At 62.2% G+C, this 21,294-nt stretch carries 15 protein-coding genes and 1 rRNA gene; 5 read left to right on the plus strand and 11 right to left on the minus strand.

Annotation, left to right across the window (positions count from 1 at the left end):
- The 4 genes from INF37_RS00005 to INF37_RS00020 form a co-directional block, all read right to left on the minus strand.
- Window positions 1–114: ribosomal RNA gene (locus tag INF37_RS00005) — 16S ribosomal RNA — on the minus strand; the annotation flags it as partial.
- A gap of 647 nt (window positions 115–761) precedes the next feature.
- Window positions 762–1,856, minus strand: a complete 1,095-nt coding sequence (locus INF37_RS00010; RefSeq protein WP_193535598.1) for a GerAB/ArcD/ProY family transporter — start codon at window positions 1,854–1,856, stop codon at window positions 762–764.
- Window positions 1,843–3,009: a Ger(x)C family spore germination protein gene (locus INF37_RS00015; protein ID WP_235964087.1), complete on the minus strand. Its 1,167-nt coding sequence runs from the start codon at window positions 3,007–3,009 to the stop codon at window positions 1,843–1,845. Before INF37_RS00015 ends, INF37_RS00010 begins: the two co-directional genes overlap by 14 nt.
- Window positions 3,006–4,523 carry a spore germination protein gene (locus tag INF37_RS00020; RefSeq protein WP_193535600.1) on the minus strand — a complete coding sequence of 506 codons (1,518 nt, stop codon included), beginning with the start codon at window positions 4,521–4,523 and terminating at the stop codon, window positions 3,006–3,008. Before INF37_RS00020 ends, INF37_RS00015 begins: the two co-directional genes overlap by 4 nt.
- A gap of 331 nt (window positions 4,524–4,854) precedes the next feature.
- Here INF37_RS00020 and INF37_RS00025 point away from each other — a divergent pair, with 331 nt between their 5' ends.
- From INF37_RS00025 to INF37_RS00045, 5 genes are all read left to right on the plus strand, one after another.
- Complete coding sequence (locus INF37_RS00025) at window positions 4,855–5,355, plus strand: NADH-quinone oxidoreductase subunit NuoE family protein (RefSeq protein WP_101692637.1); 501 nt, start codon at window positions 4,855–4,857, stop codon at window positions 5,353–5,355.
- A 15-nt stretch (window positions 5,356–5,370) separates the two neighbouring features.
- Window positions 5,371–6,636, plus strand: a complete 1,266-nt coding sequence (locus INF37_RS00030; protein ID WP_101692636.1) for a complex I 51 kDa subunit family protein — start codon at window positions 5,371–5,373, stop codon at window positions 6,634–6,636.
- Window positions 6,633–8,429, plus strand: coding sequence for an NADH-dependent [FeFe] hydrogenase, group A6 (locus INF37_RS00035; RefSeq protein ID WP_193535602.1), 1,797 nt, complete (start codon window positions 6,633–6,635; stop codon window positions 8,427–8,429). The genes INF37_RS00030 and INF37_RS00035 overlap by 4 nt, the downstream gene beginning before the upstream one ends.
- A 162-nt stretch (window positions 8,430–8,591) precedes the next feature.
- On the plus strand, window positions 8,592–9,305 hold the full coding sequence (locus INF37_RS00040; RefSeq protein ID WP_186963236.1) for a F420-0--gamma-glutamyl ligase: 714 nt from the start codon (window positions 8,592–8,594) through the stop codon (window positions 9,303–9,305).
- Between the two features lie 461 nt (window positions 9,306–9,766).
- Complete coding sequence (locus INF37_RS00045; RefSeq protein ID WP_193535604.1) at window positions 9,767–9,991, plus strand: helix-turn-helix domain-containing protein; 225 nt, start codon at window positions 9,767–9,769, stop codon at window positions 9,989–9,991.
- Window positions 9,992–10,059: 68 nt separating this feature from the next.
- On the opposite strand, the gene INF37_RS00050 is transcribed toward INF37_RS00045, so the two are convergent.
- The 7 genes from INF37_RS00050 to INF37_RS00080 form a co-directional block, all read right to left on the minus strand.
- Complete coding sequence (locus tag INF37_RS00050) at window positions 10,060–12,708, minus strand: calcium-translocating P-type ATPase, PMCA-type (RefSeq protein WP_193535612.1); 2,649 nt, start codon at window positions 12,706–12,708, stop codon at window positions 10,060–10,062.
- A 143-nt stretch (window positions 12,709–12,851) separates the two neighbouring features.
- The gene (locus tag INF37_RS00055; protein ID WP_193535614.1) at window positions 12,852–13,589 is read right to left on the minus strand and encodes a response regulator; all 738 of its coding nucleotides are present in this window, start codon (window positions 13,587–13,589) and stop codon (window positions 12,852–12,854) included.
- Between the two features lie 84 nt (window positions 13,590–13,673).
- Entirely contained in the window at window positions 13,674–14,894 is a 1,221-nt protein-coding gene (locus INF37_RS00060) for a peptidylprolyl isomerase (protein ID WP_193535620.1), read from the minus strand.
- 81 nt (window positions 14,895–14,975) lie between these two features.
- The gene (gene mfd, locus INF37_RS00065) at window positions 14,976–18,488 is read right to left on the minus strand and encodes a transcription-repair coupling factor (RefSeq protein WP_193535622.1); all 3,513 of its coding nucleotides are present in this window, start codon (window positions 18,486–18,488) and stop codon (window positions 14,976–14,978) included.
- Between the two features lie 204 nt (window positions 18,489–18,692).
- The gene (locus tag INF37_RS00070; RefSeq protein ID WP_193535624.1) at window positions 18,693–18,926 is read right to left on the minus strand and encodes a phosphopantetheine-binding protein; all 234 of its coding nucleotides are present in this window, start codon (window positions 18,924–18,926) and stop codon (window positions 18,693–18,695) included.
- Entirely contained in the window at window positions 18,910–20,382 is a 1,473-nt protein-coding gene (locus INF37_RS00075) for an AMP-binding protein (protein ID WP_193535626.1), read from the minus strand. Before INF37_RS00075 ends, INF37_RS00070 begins: the two co-directional genes overlap by 17 nt.
- The gene (locus INF37_RS00080; RefSeq protein WP_193535628.1) at window positions 20,379–21,203 is read right to left on the minus strand and encodes a VanW family protein; all 825 of its coding nucleotides are present in this window, start codon (window positions 21,201–21,203) and stop codon (window positions 20,379–20,381) included. Before INF37_RS00080 ends, INF37_RS00075 begins: the two co-directional genes overlap by 4 nt.
- Window positions 21,204–21,294 lie beyond the last annotated feature (91 nt).

The raw sequence follows: 21,294 nt of genomic DNA on the forward strand, positions 1-21,294 counted from the left end.
ACTAAGTAACCCAATCCGTTGTCCGAAAACTCCGTCATGAGCACTCCGTTCGACTTGCATGTGTTAAGCACGCCGCCAGCGTTCATCCTGAGCCAGGATCAAACTCTCAATAAAATGGTATCTAAACACTTTCGTGCTTAAATCAATTTTATTGAAGCCTAATTCTTAGCTTCAAAGAAATTAATCAGTCGCCCCTTCACAAACTTGCGCTTGCGAAGGACAACTTGTCCTTCTGGTGCTTCGTGTTTCTTTCACGTTGTTTAATTTACAAGGTACACGCTCAACAGCTTTTCAGCTGTCAGTGCGCTATATTTTAGCACACTCTTTTTCGCTTGTCAAGTACTTTTTTCAGAAGTTTTTCGCTTCTTACTCAGCAGCACTCTCATTCAAGCTCGTTCGCTCTCATCGAGGAACTCGTTTATTTTACCATACTCTTTCGAGTCTGTCAAGAACTTTTTTCAAGTTTTTTCGAGGTTTTCAACCTCAAATCACTTGATTTCAGTCCTTTTTCAACGACTTCCACTCTCCCGAGCGAACTCATTTAGTTTACCACACGCTCCTCACTTTGTCAAGCACTTTTTTCAAATCCCGTTCGAAGTCCGTCCAGCTTCCGCTCGGTTTCTTCTCACTTTTCGACTCGCTTCAGTGCCCTCTCGTGAGGCGCTCAGATAGAATACCACCCCACACCACTTTTGTCAACACCTTTTTTCACTTTTCTTCACTTTTTCTTTGCAGTGGGTCTGGCTTCCATTTCTATGATGTTATTTTGTCCGCCTTATTTCTTTTATATACAGGATAATTGCCCCAATGACAGGGAGCAGGATACCCACACACACATTCCCCACTGTGACCGCCTTTTCCATCAACCAGTTCAACCGAAAGGCATCCGGTACCGTCCATAGTCCAGCTGCCATGGCTTCTCCGGCAATCACCCAAGGCATCCACTCCCGGTACGCTCCACCATTCCAATGTTCCAGAACACTCCGGCAGCCAAAAAACAGCATTCCCAACAGCGCAAGGTCAGCCAGTACCCACAGCGCCATCACCAGGGATTCCACCCGCTCAAAGGCTCCGGGCACCCGTACATCCTTTACCATCATAAAAAAGGGGATATCCATTCGTTCGATCAGATCCGGGCCAAAGGTCGCAATACACACCAGCTGGAACACCGCCAACAGGATCCCTGCTCCCCAGATCCAGCGCGTGAGCTGCCTCCCGTTTTCCGGCCGTCCCGCCATATGCCCGCCCAGAAAGGCGGCATATACGCCATAGCCCAGCAGCCCCAGCACCGGAAGCGCCCCCCATACGGCCCCGGGCAGATCTTCAATCCAAATGGGGGCAATGTTTCCCCATTCTGTCTTAAGGGTCCCCAGGCCCAGCGCCAGCACCAGGGCAATGCCCAGTGCCAGTGCAAACACCTCCGCCGCGCGCAGGAAGGCCACACGTTTTCCCCGCCCGATCCATAAGGTCACACCCAACAGAATAAAAAAGAACAGCTTGAGCGGCGCATTGCGGTACGTAGTGGCCAGAAAGCGAAAGGCGCACCAGCGGGTATTCCACCCCAGCAGCAGCAACCCCCACACCAGATAAACCAGTGTGACCACCCGGCCGCCCCACCGTCCAAAGGCCAGCTCCAGTGCACCGGCCAGTCCCGTCCCCGCCGGGGCCGCCCCCAGCAATCTGCGGAATGCCCATCCCACCAGGAGAGCCACAGGCAGCGCTGCCAGCGCAGAGAGCCATCCCGCCCGTCCTCCCACTGCCACAGTCTCCCCCGGAAGAAGCAGGATCAGAGGAGAGAGCAGCGCCGCGCTGAGCAGCGACAATACCTGCCGCATGGAAATATTATCGGTCTTCATTGGTGTTCCCCCTCATGGTAAACTCGTTTCCCACATCATAGCCCCGGCGCAGGGTCCCTTCCACCCGAACTTCGATCGGCATGGACGGCTCCCACTCCTTTTTCAGCATCTCTTTCTGCCAGGGGGCCGACCGCCCCGCTCGGTTTTCCAGCTGAAAGAAATCTGCATTCCAGGTCCGGCAGTATTCCAGTGCCTGTTCCAACCGGCTGCGGCTGCACTGCTCCAGGGCCTCCTCCAGCTGTCTGCGGATCTCTTCCCGGGCCAAATTGACTTCTCCGGCGCCCTCCGCCAGGTTGGCGTCCACCCGGCAGGTCACCGTCAGCCCGGTCACTCTCCCGTCTTGCACCACCGGCTCCACCCGGCTCTTGGCCCCTACAATCCGCAGGGCCACCTTCCCCAGCTCGGGCAGAGCCAGCTCCAGCACATCGGCATCCACCTCTCCCATGAGAAGGTTCACGCCTTTCGCCCCATCGCCGTCCACCCAGTCGACCAGCTGACCATATTGAATGAGACCATATCCGTCGGCCGCCATGGTTCGCTCCTCCCCCTCCAGGCGAAGGGAGGGCAGAAAGGTACATCCTGTCTCCTCCAAATCCTGAAGCGCGTCCTCCACACTCCGGGACATGGAGTGAGACAGGAGCCCCGCGTCATTTTCCATAGCCTCCAGACGCCGGGTGGCCGACCCGGTCTCCGCGGCCGCCTGAATGGCCTCCCCCGCCCGGGCGCCCCGTACCAGATAGACATTGGTCTGCAGGCGCATCTCAATATCTCGCAGCACATAGTCCAGAGAGGTGTCCACTCCCGCGCGGGCAAGTTCTTCTCCCAGCAGCAGCTGGCCCACGTGCCCGTAAAAAACATAGGATACTCCCCTGCCCTGCATGGACAGGCAGGCCCCGCTGATGGTCTCGGCCTCTTCCTGCAGGACCACCGCGCTGCTGTTGCCCTCTCCGCTGCCCTTGCTCTGTTCTCCGCTGGATACCGTCACGGAGATACTCTCTCCCTCTCCGGCATCCACACCCATGGTCCGCATGAGTGCCATATTCTCCAACTCTCTGGAGTAGGGCAGAAAATCAAAGGTCTCCTTGCACCCGCTCAGCCCCAACAGCAGGGCCGCGCTGGCCGCAAGACACCCCATTCGTTTTACCTGTTTCATCGCTGCTTTCTCCTGTTCGGGGTTTTCAGTGTCCGCTCCCGCAGCTTCTGCCAGGGCAGCGGGGCACGCACCACGGCCCGTGCCGTTCCGCCCAGGCCGGCTCCGCCCGCAAAGGGCGCCAGATAGGGCACACCGAAGCTCTCTATCTTGGCCAGGTGATAGACCAGCAGCGCCGCGCCCCCCACTACGCCGAAGAGTCCGGCCGCGCTGGCCAGAACCGCCAGCAGGAAACGCCACATCCGCAGCGCGCCCGCCATCTCCTGACTGGGCATGGTATAGCCCGCGATGCCCGCGATGGCCACCGCAATCAGGACAGCAGGCGAGACGATCTTGGCCTCTACCGCCGCCTGACCCACCACCAGGCCGCCGATGATGGATACCGTCTGTCCGATGGACTGGGGGAGCCGCAGCCCGGCCTCCTGCAAGATCTCAAAGGCAATGAGCATGATGAGCACCTCAAACACCGTCTGAAAGGGCACATCCTGCTTGGCCGCGATCATGGACAGGGCCAGACGTGTTGGGATCATCTCCTGATGGAAGGTAGCCATGGCAATATAGAGGGCGGGCAAAAGCAGCGTCACCAGGACGCACAGATAGCGCAGCAGCGTCAGCACAGAGGCCAGCAGCCAGTTGTTGGATTTATCCTGTCCCGCCCGCAGAAAGCTGCTCACCGTGCCGGGGGCCAGGTAACCGAAGGGCAGGCCGTCCACTAAAATGCCCACCCGACCTTCCGCCAGGCCGCCGCAAAACCGGTCGGGCCGCTCTGTATATTGGATCAGCGGGAAGGCGGTGGCAACATCATCCACCAGATATTCCTCCAGATTTCCCGAGGAGAGCACGGCATCTATGTCGATCCGGGCCATTCGCCGTTCCACCTCTGCCACGGTCTCCGGATCGGCGATCCCGTCCAGCCAAACAATGTCCACGCTGGTCAGGGACTGCCGTCCCACGATCTGCTCTCGGATCTTGAGCTCGGGCGCCTTGATGTGGCGGCGCACCAGGCTGGTATTGGTGCGCAGGCTCTCCACAAAGCCGTCTCTCGCGCCCTTGAGCACCGTCTCGTTGACCGGCGGGCCCACGGCGCGCTTGTCCTCGGTGGCCACAAAGAGAGAGAGCGCGGTACTCTCCCCCGGGCAAAACAGAATGCACCATCCGCTCACCAGATCATAGGCCACCTGGTCCACCGTGGTCCGCTCGGTCACCAACAGATTGTAAAGGGCGCCCTCCGCCATTCGGCGGTAGGCCGCCCGGTTGTCCAGCTGCCGGAGCGCATCATCCTGGGCCAAGGGGCGCAGAATATAGTCGCTGACCCGCTCCAGCTTTACCATTCCCATAATGGAACAGAGCACCAGCTTTTCTCCGCTCCCCCCCGGCCGCTCCACCTCCCGCACCGAAAAGTCGGCGCAGTCCCGGAAGACTTCCCGGATCCGCTCCAGGGTAAGCGGTCCCTCCAGCCTTGGCTCCTTTCTCGGATGCGGCGGCACGGCCTCTTCCCGTTTTTTTCTATCCCACATAGCGCTCCCTCCCCCATATCATCCAGCCATGGATCGGTTTCATTCTGCCCATACCCTCCCCTTTTTATACCACGCTAATTCGTCATATTATCTATGTTTAGCCCGGTGTTTTTGTCTGTTTCTCCATAATATACTGTCCTAAGTATTTTTGTACTTGCAAATTTAGAATGATGAGTATAAAATTGAATCATAAATTCCAAGTCGGCACTTTTTATGGCTGTATGCCATCTTTTTTTCTGTTTGTACCACTTTTTATAAACTTTATACCGCAGTTTCTGTTTTTTAAACTCACCCGTACAGCCCAGTGCGGGTTTAAAAAGGAGGCCCCTGCATGAAGCCCTTTGCACAGAAATTAAATGAGCTTACGCCCGAACTGGTGGCCCTGGTGGACGACGTCATCGCCCGTCATAACGGAGATCCCACTCAGCTGGTCGGGATCCTGCTGGACCTGGAGGCCGGTGTGGAGCGGCACTATATCCCCGAGCCCGCCGCCTACTATCTGGCCGAGCGGCTGTCCATTCCTCCCACGCAGGTCTACGACGTCATTTCCTTCTATACCGCCCTGCACGATCAGCCCAGGGCCAAGTACACCCTTCAGGTGTGCGACAGTGCCCCCTGCCGGGTCAAGGACAGCGACGCACTGTGTGAGACCCTCAAGCGGCTTTTGAATCTCGAGGTGGGAGAGGTCACCTATGACGGCCGTTTCTCCATTGAAAAGGTCCCCTGCTTCGGCGCGTGCGACGTCTCCCCTGCGGTGCGGGTCAACGGCGTGGTCTACGGCCATCTGGACAGCGAGGAGCGTATCATGGATATGCTCCGCCAGCTTGATTAAGGGAGGCGTGAAGGCATGAGTAAGACTGTCTCTTTCATCACTCGGAATTTCGGGAAGTATAACCCCTCCAGCCTGGCGTCCTATGAGTTCATCGGCGGCTTTACCGCCCTGCGCAAGGCGCTGGATATGGACGGGGACGCCATCGCCCAGCTTCTGGCGGACAACGGCGTCCAGGGACGCGGCGGCGCGGCCTACGACATGGGACGCAAGTGGTCCCAGGCCCGGGCGGTGCAGGCCCCCCACAAGTGCGTGGTCTGTAACGCCGACGAGGGCGAGCCGGGCACCTTCAAGGACCGTGAGCTCCTCTCCAAGGACCCCTTCCAGCTGCTGGAGGGCATGATCATCGCCGGCTGGGCGGTGGGCGCCGATAACGGCTACATCTACATGCGGGAGGAGTACTCCCATCTGCGTCCCCAGCTGCTCTCCGCCATTGAGCAGTGTGAAAAGGCTGGCTATCTGGGCGAAAACATTCTGGGCCACGAGGGCTTCCATTATCACATCCACCTCTACTCGGGCGCGGGCGCCTATGTCTGCGGCGAGGGCAGTGCCCTGTGTGAATCTCTGGAGGGCCACTCGGGCCGTCCCCGCATGAAGCCCCCCTTCATCAAGCAGTGCGGCGCTTTCCACCTGCCCACCTGCGTGAACAACGTGGAATCCCTCTCCCTGGTGCCCCCGCTGCTGCTGGACAAGGACGGGTTCTACAAGAGCCAGGGCACGCCCGACTGCCCCGGTACCAAGCTCATCTCGGTCTGCGGAAACGTTAAGAATCCCGGTGTGTTCGAGGTTCCCTTCGGCATCACCCTGCGGGAGATCATCTATGACCTGGCCGGCGGCATCGAGGACGGCCATCAGCTCCAGCTGGTCCAGCTGGGCGGCGCTTCCGGCCGGCTGGCCTCTCCGGCCCAGCTGGATACCCAGTACACCTACAAGGGCATGAAGGGTGCCGACCTCACCGCCATCGGCTCGGGTGCTATCCTGGTGGTGGATGAGCGCACCAGCGTCATCGGCTTCCTGCGCATGACCCAGCAGTTCTTCTCCCATGAGTCCTGCGGCCAGTGCACCCCCTGCCGGGAGGGCAACCGCCACATCGCCCGCTTCCTGGACAAGATCGCCGCGGGCACCCACACCGAAGAGGACATCAAGCTCATGGAGAAATACGCCAACATCATGTCCACCGCATCCATGTGCGGCCTGGGCGAGACGGCGCAGTCCGCTCTCCTCTCCGCCATGAAGCGCTTCCCCGAAGTATTTGCCGTTAAGAAGGAGGTGGCTGTCAGATGAGCGAGACCAAAATGATCCATCTGACCATCAATCATATGCCCGTGGAGGTTCCCGCCGGGACCCGGATCATCGAGGCGGCCCAGAGCATCGGCATCGATATCCCCCACCTCTGCTATCATCCCGACCAGTCCATCAAGGCCCACTGCCGTATGTGTATGGTGGAGGTCACCGGTCAGCGCAAGCTGCTGGCCGCCTGCTCCACCCTGGTGTGGGAGGGCATGGAGGTCGTGACCGACTCCAAGCGGGTCTACGACGCCCAGGTGGGCGTGCTGGACCTGATCCTGGCCGATCACCGGCAGGACTGCCTGGCCTGCGCCCGCAACAATAACTGCGACCTGCAGAATCTGTGCCGCCGCTTCAACCGTCTGAAGCCCGACCTGCCCGACGTCTCCTCCCAGGAGCGCCCCCGTCTGGATAACCCCTCCATCGTGCGCGACCCCTCCAAGTGCGTCAAGTGCGGCCGCTGCGTGAAGGTCTGCTCCGAGGTTCAGGGCATCGGCGCCCTCTCCTTCACCGGACGCAGCGCGGACTGCAAGGTCACCACCGCCTTTGACCTGCCCATGAACGAGACCGACTGCGTCCTGTGCGGCCAGTGTACCCTGGTCTGCCCCGTGGGCGCCCTCACCGAGGTGGATCACACCAGCCATGTCCGCCACGCCCTCCACGACTCCAACAAGCACGTGGTGGTGCAGATCGCTCCCTCGGTCCGCGTGGCCCTGGGCGACGACTTCGGGCTGGAGCCCGGCGCGCTGGTCACCGGCAAGATGGTCACCGCCCTCAAGATGATGGGCTTTGAGAAGGTCTTTGACACCAACTTCACCGCCGACCTCACCATCATGGAGGAGGGCTCCGAGCTCCTGGAGCGCATCCAGAAGGGCGGCCGTCTGCCCATGATCACCTCCTGCTCCCCCGGCTGGGTCAACTTCATGGAGAAGCATCACCCCGAACTCATCGGCAACCTCTCCACCGCCAAGAGCCCCCAGGGCATGTTCGGCGCGGTCCTCAAGACCTATTATGCCCAGCGCATGGGCTGGGATCCCAAGGACATCTTCTCGGTCTCGGTCATGCCCTGTACCGCCAAGAAGTTCGAGGCCACCCGTCCCGAACTGGGCCGGGACGGCTATCAGGACGTGGACGTGGTCCTGACCACCCGCGAGCTGGCCAAGCTCATCCGCTACGAGGGTCTCAACCCGGTGAACCTGCCCGAGAGCGACTTTGACTCTCCCCTGGGCACCGGCTCCGGCGCAGGCGCCATCTTCGGCGCCACCGGCGGCGTCATGGAGGCCGCTCTGCGTACCGCCTATGAGCTCTACACCAAGAAGGAACTGCCCCGCCTGGAGTTCGAGGAAGTCCGCGGCGAGGTGGGCGGCATCAAGGAGGCCACCATCGATCTGGACGGCACGCCCCTCAAGGTGGCCGTGGTCAACGGCCTGAAGAACGCCGAGGAGGTCATCCGCCGGATTCAGAGCGGCGAGGCCGACTATCTCTTCGTCGAGATCATGGCCTGTCCCGGCGGCTGCATCGGCGGCGGCGGACAGCCCATCGGCACCAACAACGAAAAGCGCAAGGCCCGCATCAAGGCCCTCTATGATCTGGACAAGAGCCTGCCTCTGCGCAAGAGCCACGAGAACCCCGATATCCAGACCATTTATCAGGAGTTCTTCGATCATCCGCTCAGCCACAAGGCCCACGAGCTGCTCCACACGGAGTATTTCCCCCGGCCCAAGCGCTATGACTTCTCTCCCTACATTGAGAAGTACCGGAAGTTCCTGCCCGACTCGGCGAAAAAGTAATCAAAAATCCCCCGGAAGCCGCGGCTTCCGGGGGATTTTTCTGAAATTCCCTCCTCCGCCGTTGCCTTTTGGAGGGGGACTGGTTATAATAATGTCTACCGAAAACCCGCCGCGGCCCCTGCGGCCGCCCGATACTATATATCTGTGAAAAGAGGAACGTTCATGGAATTCCATGCCAACGAAGGAAAAAGCGTCACCATCCAGGCCATGGGCAAGACCTGGGCCCGCCATGCCATCGCCACCCATTTTGTCACGGTGGGAGAGAGCTATATCGACCTGATGGAGCGGTATGTCAAGCCCGTCTATCAGGAGGGGGACATCCTCTCCATGAGCGAAAAGGTCATTGCCATCTGCCAGAAGCGGGTGGTCACCGAGGAGGAGCTCAAGCCCGGCTTCTGGGCCAAAGTGCTCTCCCGCTTCGTCCATCAGACCTCCGCCGGCCCCGGCATGGGTCTGCCCATCAAGATGCAGTTTGCCATCAATGTCTGCGGTCTGCCCAAGATCCTGTGGGCCGCGTTCCGGGCCGCCATCGATAAGCTCCGCGGTGTCCGGGGCACCTTCTACCGGATCGCCGGTCTGGAGGTCTCCGGTCTGGACGGCTTTTACGGCGAGGACATCCCTGAGTATGAACATATGGGCGTGCGCATCCCCGAAAATCCCGCCGGGGTCTGCGACGAGATCTTTGAAAAGACCGGTATCCTCTCCATGATCGTGGACGCCAACGACCTCAACGTGGAGATGCTGGGCCACTGCTCCCAGCTCAAGGAGAGCGATGAAGCTCTGCTGGACCTGATCCGGGACAATCCCGCCGGCCAGGACCGCCAGCTGACCCCCTTCGTCCTCATCCGTCCCCTTCCGGAGGAGCAGGCTAAATAAATACAAGATCCCGCCTGAGATAGGAGCTACGCCTCCTATCTGGCGGGGTCTTTTTTCTTACACATGTTCACCTTATCAAAAGCAGTTCCACCCCCAACTATTCAAACTCCTCATGTCTGCGTGTCGGAAGGCCATGGTCAAAAAAGATTCCTATAATTTCTTCTATCCTACGAAAACAAGTCGGATCATCTATATCCATATTTTCAAGAACTTGTCGGATCTCTTCCAGTGCGTGAACCGCCCTATTGCAGCCTAAGTGGTATATCACTCGCTCTCTCGCTTCCTGGCCCATCCATTTTAATACCAGCTGACCAACGGCCTGTTCTGCTAACACTAATGGTATGATATTTTCTTCGTTCCCCTGCTCACACATTGAAATCACCTCTTTTACCGCATTATAGGTCAAAATCACCCTAATTTCAATAGGTCAATTCACCCATAATAAGCTTGGGTGATGTACCATGTCCCGACTGAAAGAACTCCGCAAAAAGCGGGGATATACCCAGATCAAAATGTACCATCTGACCGGTATTGACCAGAGCGACTATTCTAAACTGGAAAATGGCCACCGATATTTTACCTTTGAACAGTGCCGCCGACTGGCCTTGGCATTGGATACCAGTATGGACTACCTGGCCGGTCTCACCGATGTGGAGGCTCCCTATCCCCGCACAAAAGAATCCTAAAAAGCCCTGGCCGCTCTGGCCAGGGCTTTTTTATGTTTCAGCAAAAGAAAGGCTTGGCTCGGGGCGGCTTATCCCTTCCTCACCAGCACTTTCTCCTCCTTGGGCTTTTTCCCCTCACCTCTTTTTCTCCGCCGCAGGGCCTTGGTCAGCTCGCATACCACCAGAGGGGTCAGGGCCAGGGCCAGGACCGCAGACCACTCCGTCACCCCCAGGGGCACGGTCTTGAAAATCATCTGAAGGGGCGGCATACACAATACCGCCAGCTGCATCAGCGCCCCCACCAGAAAGGCCTTATTCATGGAGGGATTGGAGAACAGGCCGATGTGAAACAGGGACTCGGTCTCACTGCGCACATCAAAGGCATGGAAGAGCTGGCAGAAGGTCAGCGTGGCGAAAGCCATGGTATTGGCGGTGGCCGACGCCGTCAGCGGGTCGGAGAGCACATACTCCCCCAGGAAATAGGCTGTCAGGGTGAGCAATCCCACCATGGCCCCCTGCCAGGCCAGGCGGAAGGAAAAGGCCCGGTCAAAGAGGGAGGCATGGGCATCCCGGGGCTTGCGGTCCATCATCCCCTCCTCCACCGGCTCTACCCCCAGCGCCAGAGCGGGCAGGGCGTCGGTCACCAGATTGAGCCACAGGAGCTGCACCGGCAGCAGAGGCATCTGCCGGAACTGAAAGAGAGTGGCCAGAAAAATGGTCAGGATCTCTCCAATGTTGCAGGAGAGCAGGTAGTAGATGGCCTTCTTGATGTTGGCGTAGATCCCCCGCCCCTCTTCCACCGCCGCCACAATGGTGGCAAAGTTGTCGTCTGTGAGGATCATGTCCGCCGCGCCCTTGGCCACGTCGGTCCCGGTCACCCCCATGGCACAGCCGATGTCAGCTGCCTTGAGAGCCGGGGCGTCGTTGACGCCGTCCCCGGTCATGGCCACCACCTTCCCCCGCTTCTGCCAGGCCTTGACGATGCGCATTTTGTGCTCCGGGGAGACCCGGGCAAAGACCGAAAACTGTTCCACATCGGATTCCAGCATCTCCTGGGGCATAAAATCCAGGTCCTCTCCCGTCAGGGCCAGATCCCCCGGCTGGAAGATGTCCAGCTCTTTGGCCACCGCCACGGCGGTGAGCTTGTGGTCCCCGGTGATCATGACCGGCCGGATGCCCGCGCGGTAGCAGCGGCCCACCGCCTCTTTCACCTCGGCACGGGGTGGGTCCATCATCCCCGCCAGCCCCACAAAGGTCAATCCCTGTTCCAGTACCGCGCTGGAGCACTCCCGAGGCATCAGTTCCAGATCCCGGTAGGCCAGTCCCAGCACCCGCAGGGCCCGCCGGGCCATTCCCTCGTTGGCCGAGAGGATGCGCTGCTTCTCTTCGCCCCCGATCCTGCACCGCCGCAGCAGTACATCGGGCGCGCCCTTCACCAGTACCCGGAAGCCCCCCTCCGGCCGAGCATGCACGGTACTCATCAGCTTCCGCTCCGAGTCAAAGGGGACCTCCCCCCGGCGCGGCCGGGTCTCTTCCCACACATTTTTGTTCACGCCCTCCACCAGGGCCAGCTCCACCAGGGCGATCTCTGTGGGGTCGCCGGTATATACCGCCTCCCCCCGGCTGCCGCGCTCCACGTGGACGTCGCTGCACAGCGCCCCGATCTCCAGCGCCAGCTTTCGCTGCCCCGGGCGTAAGGTCCACAGATCCACCACTTTCATCCGATTCTGGGTCAGGGTGCCCGTCTTGTCGGAGCAGATGACCCCGGCGCACCCCAGGGTCTCCACTGCCGGCAGACGCTTGACGATGGCATGGCGGTTCACCATCCGCTGCACGCCCATGGCCAGAACAATGGTTACAATGGCGGGCAACCCCTCCGGAATGGCCGCCACGGCCAGAGATACCGCCGTCATAAACATCTCAAAGACCGGCTTGTGAAAGAGGAGACCCACCCCAAACATGACGCCGCACACGCAAAGGCACACAAAGGAGAGGGTCCCCGAGACCTCGGCCATTTTTTTCTGCAACGGGGTCTCCCCCCGCTCCTGGAGGAGCAGCATCCCCGCGATGCGGCCCACCTCACTGTCCATCCCGGTGGCGGTCACGGCGCACAGGGCATGTCCCGCCGTTACCACCGTGGCCCCCACCACCATGTTGCTCCGGTCGGCCAGAGGGGTATCCTCCCCCAGCACCTCCCCGGCGCCTTTGGAGACCGGGACCGACTCCCCCGTCATGGCGCTCTCGTCACAGCGCAAGGCCGTGCTCTCCAGGATACGCCCGTCCGCCGGGACCAGATCCCCGGCCTCCAGCACCACCAGATCTCCCGGGACCAACTCCTCCGCCGGGACCAGCACCACCGTGCCCTCCCGGATTACCTTGGCCTTGGGGGCCGACATCCGGCGCAGGGCCTCCAGGGCACGCTGCGCTCCGTCCTCCTGAGAAATCGAGATGGCGGCGTTTACCACCACGATCAGCAAAATAATGGCGGCATCCAGCCAGTCCTCTCCGCCGCTCACCAAAAGGGAGAGCCCGGCCGCACCCAGCAGCACCAGGATCATGGGGTCCCGGAGCTGGTCCAGCAGGCGCAGGGCCATGCTCCGTCGCTTTCCCTGCTCCAGGGTATTGGGGCCGTACCGCTCCAGCCGCTGTGCCGCCTCCTGCCGGGTCAACCCCTTCTGTCCGTCGGTTCCCAGGCCGTCCAGGACCTCCCGGACACTTTGACTGTGCCATCCGCTCATGATTTCCTCCGCTCCTTTGCACGTCCACTTTTTTCCAGTACTCTGGACTATAACCATACCCGGGACGTAAGTCCGATTGCAAGGGAATCCTGGCGCAAGGCAAAAAAACTCCGCGGGAGAGATGTAAGATCTCTCCCGCGGAGTCAGGATTCAGATGATTTCAAGCCGGTCCGGCGCTCGATCTCCCGGGCCACCGCCCGGAGAAAGGCCCGGTTGGAGGGGCGGGTATCGCTCTTCACGATGCGCTGATAGGAAGCCGCTCCCTTCTGGTGGAGCTGGTGGACCAGATCGCGGATATTTTTGTCCACGCTCTGATAGGTGCCTCCACTCTCCCGGATGGCCGCATAGTAGAGCTCCTTCATGAGCCGCTCTCCAATATGACCGGCCAGACATTCGGCCGCCAGCGCGGCGCAGAGACTGCCCTTCCACTCACTCTGCGCCCCCATTTCCGCGAGGATCTCCCAGGCCTGGCCCCGGAGAACGGGCTCCTGCTGGGGAATGCGGCAGATCAAAAGATCCACCAGGTTCCCCAGCTCACTCAAATTGACCGGTTTCCGCAGATAAAAGTCCACTCCCATGGACAATACCTGGTCCACAATGAGCTCACTGCCCACCTTGGAGAGGACCAGGATGCGGGGCCGCACCGGAGGCGGGTCCCGCTCCAGTTCCCGCAGAAGGGAGATCCCGCTGCACTGGGGCATGATGAGATCCAGCAGCACCAGCTGCGGCTGCCAGTCCCGGATCAGGCGCATCCCTTCCTCCCCGTCGGCGGCAGACCAGGGACACAGCTCCAGTTCGGGCCGGGTCCTCACCCAGTCCTCCAGCAGCATGCGGGTGGCGCGGTCATCTTCCACCACCAGCGTGCGCACCCGCGTCTCCATGGTCTCTCCTCCTGTTCCTCCTCCGGCTCCCCAGGGGGACGCCGCCGCGCTCGGCCGGCGGCGGGCGGTTCGGTCTCCCCCTGCTTAGGGCTGGGCCGACGCGCTGGGCGCAGGACTGGCCGTGGGCTCCGGCGCGGCACTTCCGGTGGGCGCGGGGCTGGCGGTGGCCTGCTGGTTGGCCTCTACCTGGGCCTGGATTTCCTGCGCATGGGCGGTCAGCTTTGTGTAGTAATCCTTGGGATCGATGCTCTCATAGGCGTCGGTCAGTTCCACCTGGACATCCTGCATCCACTCCTCCGTCAGCTGGCTGAAGCGGTACTGGGGATAGGAGGCCCGGGTCTCGTCGGTATCGGCATCCAACCGCAGGATGATGTGGTAGCCGAACTCGCTCTTGACCGGATCGCTGATCTCTCCCACGTCCAGCGCCAGGGCAGCCGTCTCAAACTCCTGCACCATCTGGCCGGGCGTAGCGGTGTACCCGTCAGGAGAGTAGAGGTTGCCGTCGGCATCCCGTCCGTCGTCGCTGCGGGCGTTCATCTTCTCGTCAAAGAGGGCCTGAGGGTCGGACGCGGCCCGGATCTCGGCCGTCAGGGCGTCGGCCTCGGCCTTTACCTGGGCCTCTTCGGCCTCAGAAAAGGCGGTGTAGGTGCCGTCCTCGTTCTCATGCCGGGTGGAGAGGAGAATGTGCTTGACCCGGTAGATTCCCTCCTCTTCCAGATAGGCATCCATGTCCTCGTCGGTGGGGACCAGGGGGCCGCCCTCCTCACTCAGCTTCTCATAGAGATTCTGGACCAGATAGCTGCTCTGCTCCATAAAGCTGCGGAAGCCATCCTGGGAAATGCCCTGGGCGTCCACTGCCATCTGGAGGGTGCCGCCCTGTTCCTTCAGGCTCTCCTCCAGCTGCTCAAACTGGGTATCCAGCTCACTCTTCTGCTCGTCCGTGACCGTGACGCCGTACTCCTTGGCCTTGCTCTCGATGACCGAGTAGTATTTCACCAGCTGAAGGGCATCCTCCTTCACATACTGGGAGAGGGTCTTTCCATCGCTGATCTCCTGTTCCCAGGCATCCTCTCCGGAGAGGGCCCCCAGCTGCTCCATATAGCCGATGTCCTGTCCCAGCTGGAAGAAGTACTCCTCCGCCGTCACCGGCTGGCCATCCACCTTGAGCAAAACAGCATCCCGCGCGATCCCGGTCAGCTGGTAGGTCACATCATCGGCCGCAGGCTTGCTCTCACAGCCAGCAAGGGCGCCGGTCAGCACCGCGCCGGCCAGGAACACGCCCAGCCCTCGTTTCATTCGATCCATGGATATCCTCCTTTTATTTGCTTGTTACACTATACCACCGATGTCCGTCGAGCACAACCGGAAAAGGGCACGCCCGCTCCGTCACTCCGCCACGGCAGGGGCGGTGGCGGAGTAGTCCTCCACCAGCTTTCGGCTCCACTTGAGGGCGTCCTCTCCCTTTTTCAGGCGCAGGGCGATGCAGGGCCGCTCCCCGGGCACCACCACCAGCCGCCCCTGGTATTTCCGCTCGGCGCAGAGAGTGGAGATCCGCTCCAGCCGGAAGTCGCTGAGGTAAAAATGGAGGTTGGTCCCCTTCTGATTGATCTCCAAAATGCCGTTTCGGGCGGCGTCGGCACGCATGAGGGCCACGGCGATGAGGTTGTTCACCGTCCGCGGGGGATCGCCGTAGCGGTCGATGAGCTCGTCGGTCAGATCGTCGGCATCCTCCTCGCTGCGGATGGCGGCAATGCGCCGGTAGAGGTCCATCCGCTGCTCAGGACTGGGCACATACCGGTCGGGGATGGAGGCCGCCACCGTGAGGTCGGCGGAGCACTCGGTGTTGCGGGGCACGGGCTCTCCCCGCTCCTCCAGCACCGCCTCCTCCAGGAGCTTGAGGTAGAGATCGTAGCCTACGCTGAGCATGAAGCCGCTCTGCTCGGGGCCCAGCACGTTGCCCGCGCCCCGGATCTCCAAATCCCGCATGGCGATCTTGAAGCCCGAGCCGAACTCCGCAAACTCCCGGATGGCGCCCAGCCGTTTGGAGGCCACCTCGCTGAGCACCTTTCCCTTCCGGAAGGTCAGATAGGCATAGGCCCGGCGGCTGGAGCGGCCCACCCGGCCGCGGATCTGGTGGAGCTGGGCCAGGCCCATGTGGTCGGCGTCCTCAATGATGAGGGTGTTGGCATTGGCGATGTCGATGCCGGTCTCAATGATGGTGGTGCACACCAGGATATCCACCTCGCCGTCGCTCATGCGCTTCATGACGTCGTTGAGCTCCTCCTGGGACATCTTGCCGTGGGCCACCCCCACGGACACCTCGCCTCCCAGCATCTCCTTGATACGGGCGGCCGTGCGGGTGATGGTCTCCACCCGGTTGTGGAGGTAGTAGATCTGGCCGCCCCGCTCCAGCTCCCGGCGCATGGCGTCGGCCAGGACTCCCCAGTCGTGCTCCAGCACATAGGTCTGCACCGGCTGCCGGTCCATGGGGGGCTGCTCCAGGGTGGACATATCCCGGATGCCCGAGAGGGCCATATTGAGGGTCCGGGGAATGGGCGTGGCCGACAGGGTGAGCACATCCACCTGCTTGGAGATCTCCTTGAGCCGCTCCTTGTGGGCCACGCCGAAGCGCTGCTCCTCGTCGATGACCAGGAGCCCCAGGTCCTTGAACTTCACATCCTTCTGAAAGAGCCGGTGGGTTCCGATGAGCAGGTCCACGCCCCCCTGCTCCACCCGGCGCAATGTCTCCTTCATCTGGGCGCTGGTGCGGAAGCGGGAGACCACGTCGATGTCCACCGGATACCGGGCAAAGCGCTGCTTGGCGGAGAGGAAGTGCTGCCGGGCCAGAACGGTGGTGGGCACCAGGATGGCCGCCTGCTTGCCGTCCAGCACACACTTCATGATGGCCCGGAAGGCCACCTCCGTCTTGCCGTAGCCCACGTCGCCGCAGAGCAGACGGTCCATGGGCCGGGCCGTCTCCATGTCCCGCTTGATCTCCTCGATGCAGCGGAGCTGGTCGTCGGTCTCAGCGTACTCAAACTGCTCCTCAAATTCCCGCATCCACTCGGAGTCGGGAGAAAAGGCATAGCCCGGCTGGCGCTGCCGCTCGGCATAGAGCTGGATGAGGCCCTTGGCCAGGTCCTTGACCGCCTTTTTCGCCCGGGTCTTGGCCTTTTCCCAGTCGGTCCCTCCCAGCTTGGAGAGTTTTTTCTTCTCCTGGGCGTCCTCGCCGCCTCCAATGTATTTGCTCACCAGGTCCAGCTGGGTGGCAGGAACATAGAGTACATCGGCCCCGGCATAGGCGATCTTGATGTAGTCCTTCTCCACCCCGTCCACCTGCATCTTGACCATCTCCTGATAGCGGCCCACCCCGTGGTGTTCGTGGACCACCAGGTCACCGGGAGAGAGATCGGCATAGGAGCTGAGCTTGGCCCGATTGGTGACTGCCTTGGCCCGGGCCTTCTTGACGGGGGCCGCGCTCCCCTCGGTGAGGATGGCAAAGCGGGCCTCCGGGAATTCCAGGCCCGCCGACAATCCGCCCACGGCGATGGTGGCCTTTCCCGACTCGGGCAGAGCATGGAGGGCATAGTCCACCGCAGGCCGGAGCCCCTGCTCCCGCAGGAGGGCCTGGAGGTTGTCGGCCCGCTGCTGGCTGGAGACCAGCACCACCGCCCGGTATCCCTCGTCCAGATAGTGGGAGAGGTCGGAGACCGCCGTCTCCAGGCTGGTCCCGTAGGAGGGGAGCTGCTTGGCCAGCAGGTTCAGGAGGGTGCGGGGCTTCATGGGGTACTGCCCCGTGGCGAAGGAGTCCAGATAGGCCACCGGCCAGTCGGACAGGCGGGCATAGAGCTCCTCCAGGGTGCGGGTAAAGCGGGCGCACTCCCCGGCCAGGGTGCCGTTTTCCAGCAGGGCATTTGTGTCCTCCCCCATCTGCCAGAGGTAGTTTTTCCCCCGCTCGACCACCCGGGGGCTCTCGCTGAAGAGCACCACCGCGTCCTCGGGCAGGTAGTCGGCGGCGGTGGCCATCTCCGGATAGACCAGGGCCAGATACCGGTCCAGGGCCGGGAAGGAGGTCTCCTGGGTCAGCCGCTCCAGATCCTCCTCCAGATTCTGAAGGAGGGCGGCCTGGTCCCCCTTCCGGCGGCGGACCTGGGAGAGCAGCCCGGTCAGGCGCTCCTTCAGTCCCTCCGCCCCGCCGGGGGAGAGCTGGGGCAGCACCTCGGCCGCCGGGAGGAAGCAGGCCTCCTCACAGTTTTCCGTGCGGCGCTGGGTGTTGACGTCAAAATAGCCCATGGAGTCGGCCTCGTCGCCGAAGAACTCCACCCGGACCGGCCGCTCCTGGGCCGGGGAGAAGAAGTCCAGAATACCGCCCCGCAGGGCAAACTGGCCCACGCCCTCCACCTGCTGTCCCCGGGTATAGCCCGCGGCGGAGAGGGCCTCGGCCAGCTCGTTGAGGTCATAGCTCTCCCCCAGGCGGATGGTGCGGCTGGCCCGTCTCAGGGCCTCCGGGGGCAGGGTGCGCTGGAGGAGGGCCTCCACCGTTACCACGGTGAGGGGACTCTTCCCCTCCAGCAGAGCGTGGAAGGCGGCCAGGCGCCGGTGCTCATATTGCCGAGAGACCACCGCGGCGTGGTGGAAGGTAAACTCCCGGGCCGCTACCAGGCGCACCTCCTCCCCGGTCAGGGCCCTCAGATCCCGGCTGAGGCGCTCCCCCTCGGTCTCGTCGGCGCAGAGCAGTACCACGCTCCGGCCGGTCTCCCGCCGGACGGCGGCGGCAATATAGGCCCGCAGCACTGGGGAGAGGCCGGAGAAGGCCGCGGGGCAGCCCCCCTCCTCGATGGCCGCCAGGAGCTTGCGCACCTCCGGCAGCTCCCGCAGGACCTGGGTCAGCAGCTGCATGCTGTGCCCTCCTTTCTAGAAAAATATGGAAGTTATAGACGTGCCGAAAGCCCCCGTTCCCATCCGGGAGGGGGGTATACGTGTGGACAGTATAGTCCCTGTTCGGGGTGGCCGTCAAGGGAAATCAGGCGGTTTCCGGCACAAAAACGCCCCCTTCTCAAAAACTCAGACGGTTTTGAGAAGGGGGCAGACCTTTTTTCTATGTCACATTTCGGCCGCCCGGGCCGCCTGCAGGATGGACTCCGCCGTGCGGAAGGTCTCTCTGGGAAGCTGGGTGGGGATCAGCTCGATACCCCGGTCCTCCAGACCCTCCAGCAGGGTGATGAGGGCCAGGGAGTCCAGAAGTCCCCGCTCCAGCAGGTCCACCCCCGGCTCCCCCGCCTCCGGACTTCCACAGGCCTCCACCAGCAGGTCCCGGATCTCATCCAGGCTTACCATCTCGCACCCACTCCTTTAAGGTATTCCGGTCGCATTTTCCGTTGGGGGTAAGGGGCATATGTTCCACCCACGCATACTGCCCCGGGCACATCCAGGGTGGGAGGCGCTGTTCCAGTTCCTCCTTCACCCCGCTCCAGTCAGGTAATTGGGGGCTCTCCACAAAGGCGACCAGGCCCTGTACGCCCCCGTCCCGGCCCAGCCGGGGGAGCACCGCCGCCCGCTCGATGCCGCTCAGGGTCTCCAGCGCCGCCTCGATCTCCCCCGGTTCCACCAGGTAGCCCCGGTATTTGATCTGTTCATCCATCCGTCCCCGGTACCAGAGCTTTCCGTCGCGAATTATCCCCAGGTCTCCCGTGCCGTAGGCCCGCCCGGTGAGGGTATCCCGGAACCCGCCCGGTATCCCATTCAGATAACCCGGCGAGAGCTGCGCGCCCCGCAGCACGATCTCCCCCACCGTCCCCTCCGGACAGGGCGCTCCCCCTATCTCTATGGAGATATCCGCGCCGCACCGCGCCATCTCTCCGATGGGAAGCTCACTCCCGCAGTCCTCGGGATGGATGCGGGCAGCAGAGACTGCGCAGGTTCCCTCCGTAGGGCCGTAAGCGTTGTAGAGGAGCAGTTTTGGGAAGCGCCGGAACAGTTTTTCCGCTGTCCGTGACCGAAGGACTTCCCCACAGGAGAGCACCCCGCCCAAAGTTCCCATCTGTCCGCAGCAGAAGGACGCATCCGTGAGGCAGAGCCGCAGAAAGGTGGGCGTGGCCACCAGCAGTCCCGCTCCGCTTTTCCACATCCGGGCAAACATTGTGGAAAAGTCGCTCTGCTCCTCTCCGGTCAGGGCGGTGTGGGTCCCCCCTGTCATCACCGCCAGATAGAGGTCGGCCACCGACAGGTCAAAGGCATAGCCCGCCTGATTGAGCACTCCCCGCCCGGCACAAGCGGCGATCCCCGGCAGGGAGAGGGCCCAGGTCAAAAAATGGTCTAAACTTCCCCGGGAAATGGGGACTCCCTTGGGTACTCCCGTACTCCCCGAGGTGAAGATAATATAGGCAATCTCCGCCGGACCGGCCATACATTCGCACCATGTCCCAGGGTCGGGGAGGGCCTCCAGCGCCCCCCGGTCCCAGGTCTCCAGTCCGGGCAATTCCATCGGTTCCACCGCCAGCAGCAGTGTGGCACCGGCCAGCTCCGCCGCCCGGCGCACCCGCTCGTGGGGCCAGCTCCGGTCCGCCGGGAGATAGGGCCGCCCGGCCAGCAGGCAGGCGAGAAAGCACGCGGGCATCCACGGCTCCTTGTGCCCGTATACCACCACCGGTCCCCGGCCACGGGCCAGCATAGCCGCGGTTGCCCGCACCTTTGCCCCCAGAACCGCCCAGCTCATCGCCTCCCCGCCGCCGCAGAAGGCGGGACGCTCCCCCAGTCCGCCGCAGTTCTCCCGCAGCCGCTCCAGCAGTCTCATACCTTCTCCTCCTGGGGGATGAGGGCGGGATCATACATCACCCGGGAGTGGTTGTCCAGCACCAGCTCCCGGCCCACCACTTCACCGGTGGCGCGGTCCAGTACCTCCCGGTAGACCTGGCTCACCCGGAACCAGTCCTCCCCCTCCCGGACATAACCCGCGCCCTCCTCCCGCAGGCGGTAGCGCCGCAGGAAGGGATGCCCGGCCCGCAGTTCGCCGCACAGGTCGTCCCCCTCCAGCCACACCCGCAGCTGTACGGTCTGGTCCGTGTCATTCCGGAAGCGGTAATCCACATGGGGATAGAAAATGGACGTGCCCGTGCCGAAGGGTACCCGCCGCTGGGCGTCCGGGAAGAGGGCGTCCGAGTGGTGGTGGAGCTCCCGCACGGTGAGGGGGCTGTTGAGCACCAGATAGTGGATCAGGTTGGCCAGCTGGCACAGTCCCCCGCCCACACCGGTGTAGAACCGCCCCCCGCCGATGGTCAGGCCCTCCCGGTATCCCCGCCGGGCGGTGGGCGGCCCCACCAGTGCCCAGAAGGAAAAGACCTGCCCCGGCTCCACACAGATGCCGTCCACACAGGGGGCCGCCAGGGCCAGATTCTGCCGCTTGTTCTCCTGAAGGGCCATATCCACCCCGTGCAGCGGGCGCAGGATGGGAGAGCGGTGTCCCTTCACCACCACCGGAAGCGATTCCACCTGTCTGGTCCGGGCAAAGGCGGTGCGCTCCCGCCAGTCCCACAGCCTCCGCCGCAGCGCTTCCTTTTTCAGTGAGATCCGGTAGCAGACCGGCCCCCACTGGCAAAACAATTTCCTCTGTCCCATGCCTTCCATCCCTCTCCCGGGCCGTTCCAGGTCCGTCTCTCTGGATTGTATCCCATACGTGCCAAAAAGTCCCCACAGTTTGGTAACAAAA

Source organism: Pseudoflavonifractor gallinarum (assembly GCF_014982855.1).
GTDB lineage: Bacteria > Bacillota > Clostridia > Oscillospirales > Oscillospiraceae > Pseudoflavonifractor_A > Pseudoflavonifractor_A gallinarum.

Coding starts and splice junctions, on each gene's coding strand:
- INF37_RS00010 (WP_193535598.1), bottom strand. CDS start 1,856: ATGAAGACCGATAATATTTCCATGCGGCAGGTATTGTCGCTGCTCAGC.
- INF37_RS00015 (WP_235964087.1), bottom strand. CDS start 3,009: ATGAAACAGGTAAAACGAATGGGGTGTCTTGCGGCCAGCGCGGCCCTG.
- INF37_RS00020 (WP_193535600.1), bottom strand. CDS start 4,523: ATGTGGGATAGAAAAAAACGGGAAGAGGCCGTGCCGCCGCATCCGAGA.
- INF37_RS00025 (WP_101692637.1), top strand. CDS start 4,855: ATGAAGCCCTTTGCACAGAAATTAAATGAGCTTACGCCCGAACTGGTG.
- INF37_RS00030 (WP_101692636.1), top strand. CDS start 5,371: ATGAGTAAGACTGTCTCTTTCATCACTCGGAATTTCGGGAAGTATAAC.
- INF37_RS00035 (WP_193535602.1), top strand. CDS start 6,633: ATGAGCGAGACCAAAATGATCCATCTGACCATCAATCATATGCCCGTG.
- INF37_RS00040 (WP_186963236.1), top strand. CDS start 8,592: ATGGAATTCCATGCCAACGAAGGAAAAAGCGTCACCATCCAGGCCATG.
- INF37_RS00045 (WP_193535604.1), top strand. CDS start 9,767: ATGTCCCGACTGAAAGAACTCCGCAAAAAGCGGGGATATACCCAGATC.
- INF37_RS00050 (WP_193535612.1), bottom strand. CDS start 12,708: ATGAGCGGATGGCACAGTCAAAGTGTCCGGGAGGTCCTGGACGGCCTG.
- INF37_RS00055 (WP_193535614.1), bottom strand. CDS start 13,589: ATGGAGACGCGGGTGCGCACGCTGGTGGTGGAAGATGACCGCGCCACC.
- INF37_RS00060 (WP_193535620.1), bottom strand. CDS start 14,894: ATGGATCGAATGAAACGAGGGCTGGGCGTGTTCCTGGCCGGCGCGGTG.
- mfd (WP_193535622.1), bottom strand. CDS start 18,488: ATGCAGCTGCTGACCCAGGTCCTGCGGGAGCTGCCGGAGGTGCGCAAG.
- INF37_RS00070 (WP_193535624.1), bottom strand. CDS start 18,926: ATGGTAAGCCTGGATGAGATCCGGGACCTGCTGGTGGAGGCCTGTGGA.
- INF37_RS00075 (WP_193535626.1), bottom strand. CDS start 20,382: ATGAGACTGCTGGAGCGGCTGCGGGAGAACTGCGGCGGACTGGGGGAG.
- INF37_RS00080 (WP_193535628.1), bottom strand. CDS start 21,203: ATGGGACAGAGGAAATTGTTTTGCCAGTGGGGGCCGGTCTGCTACCGG.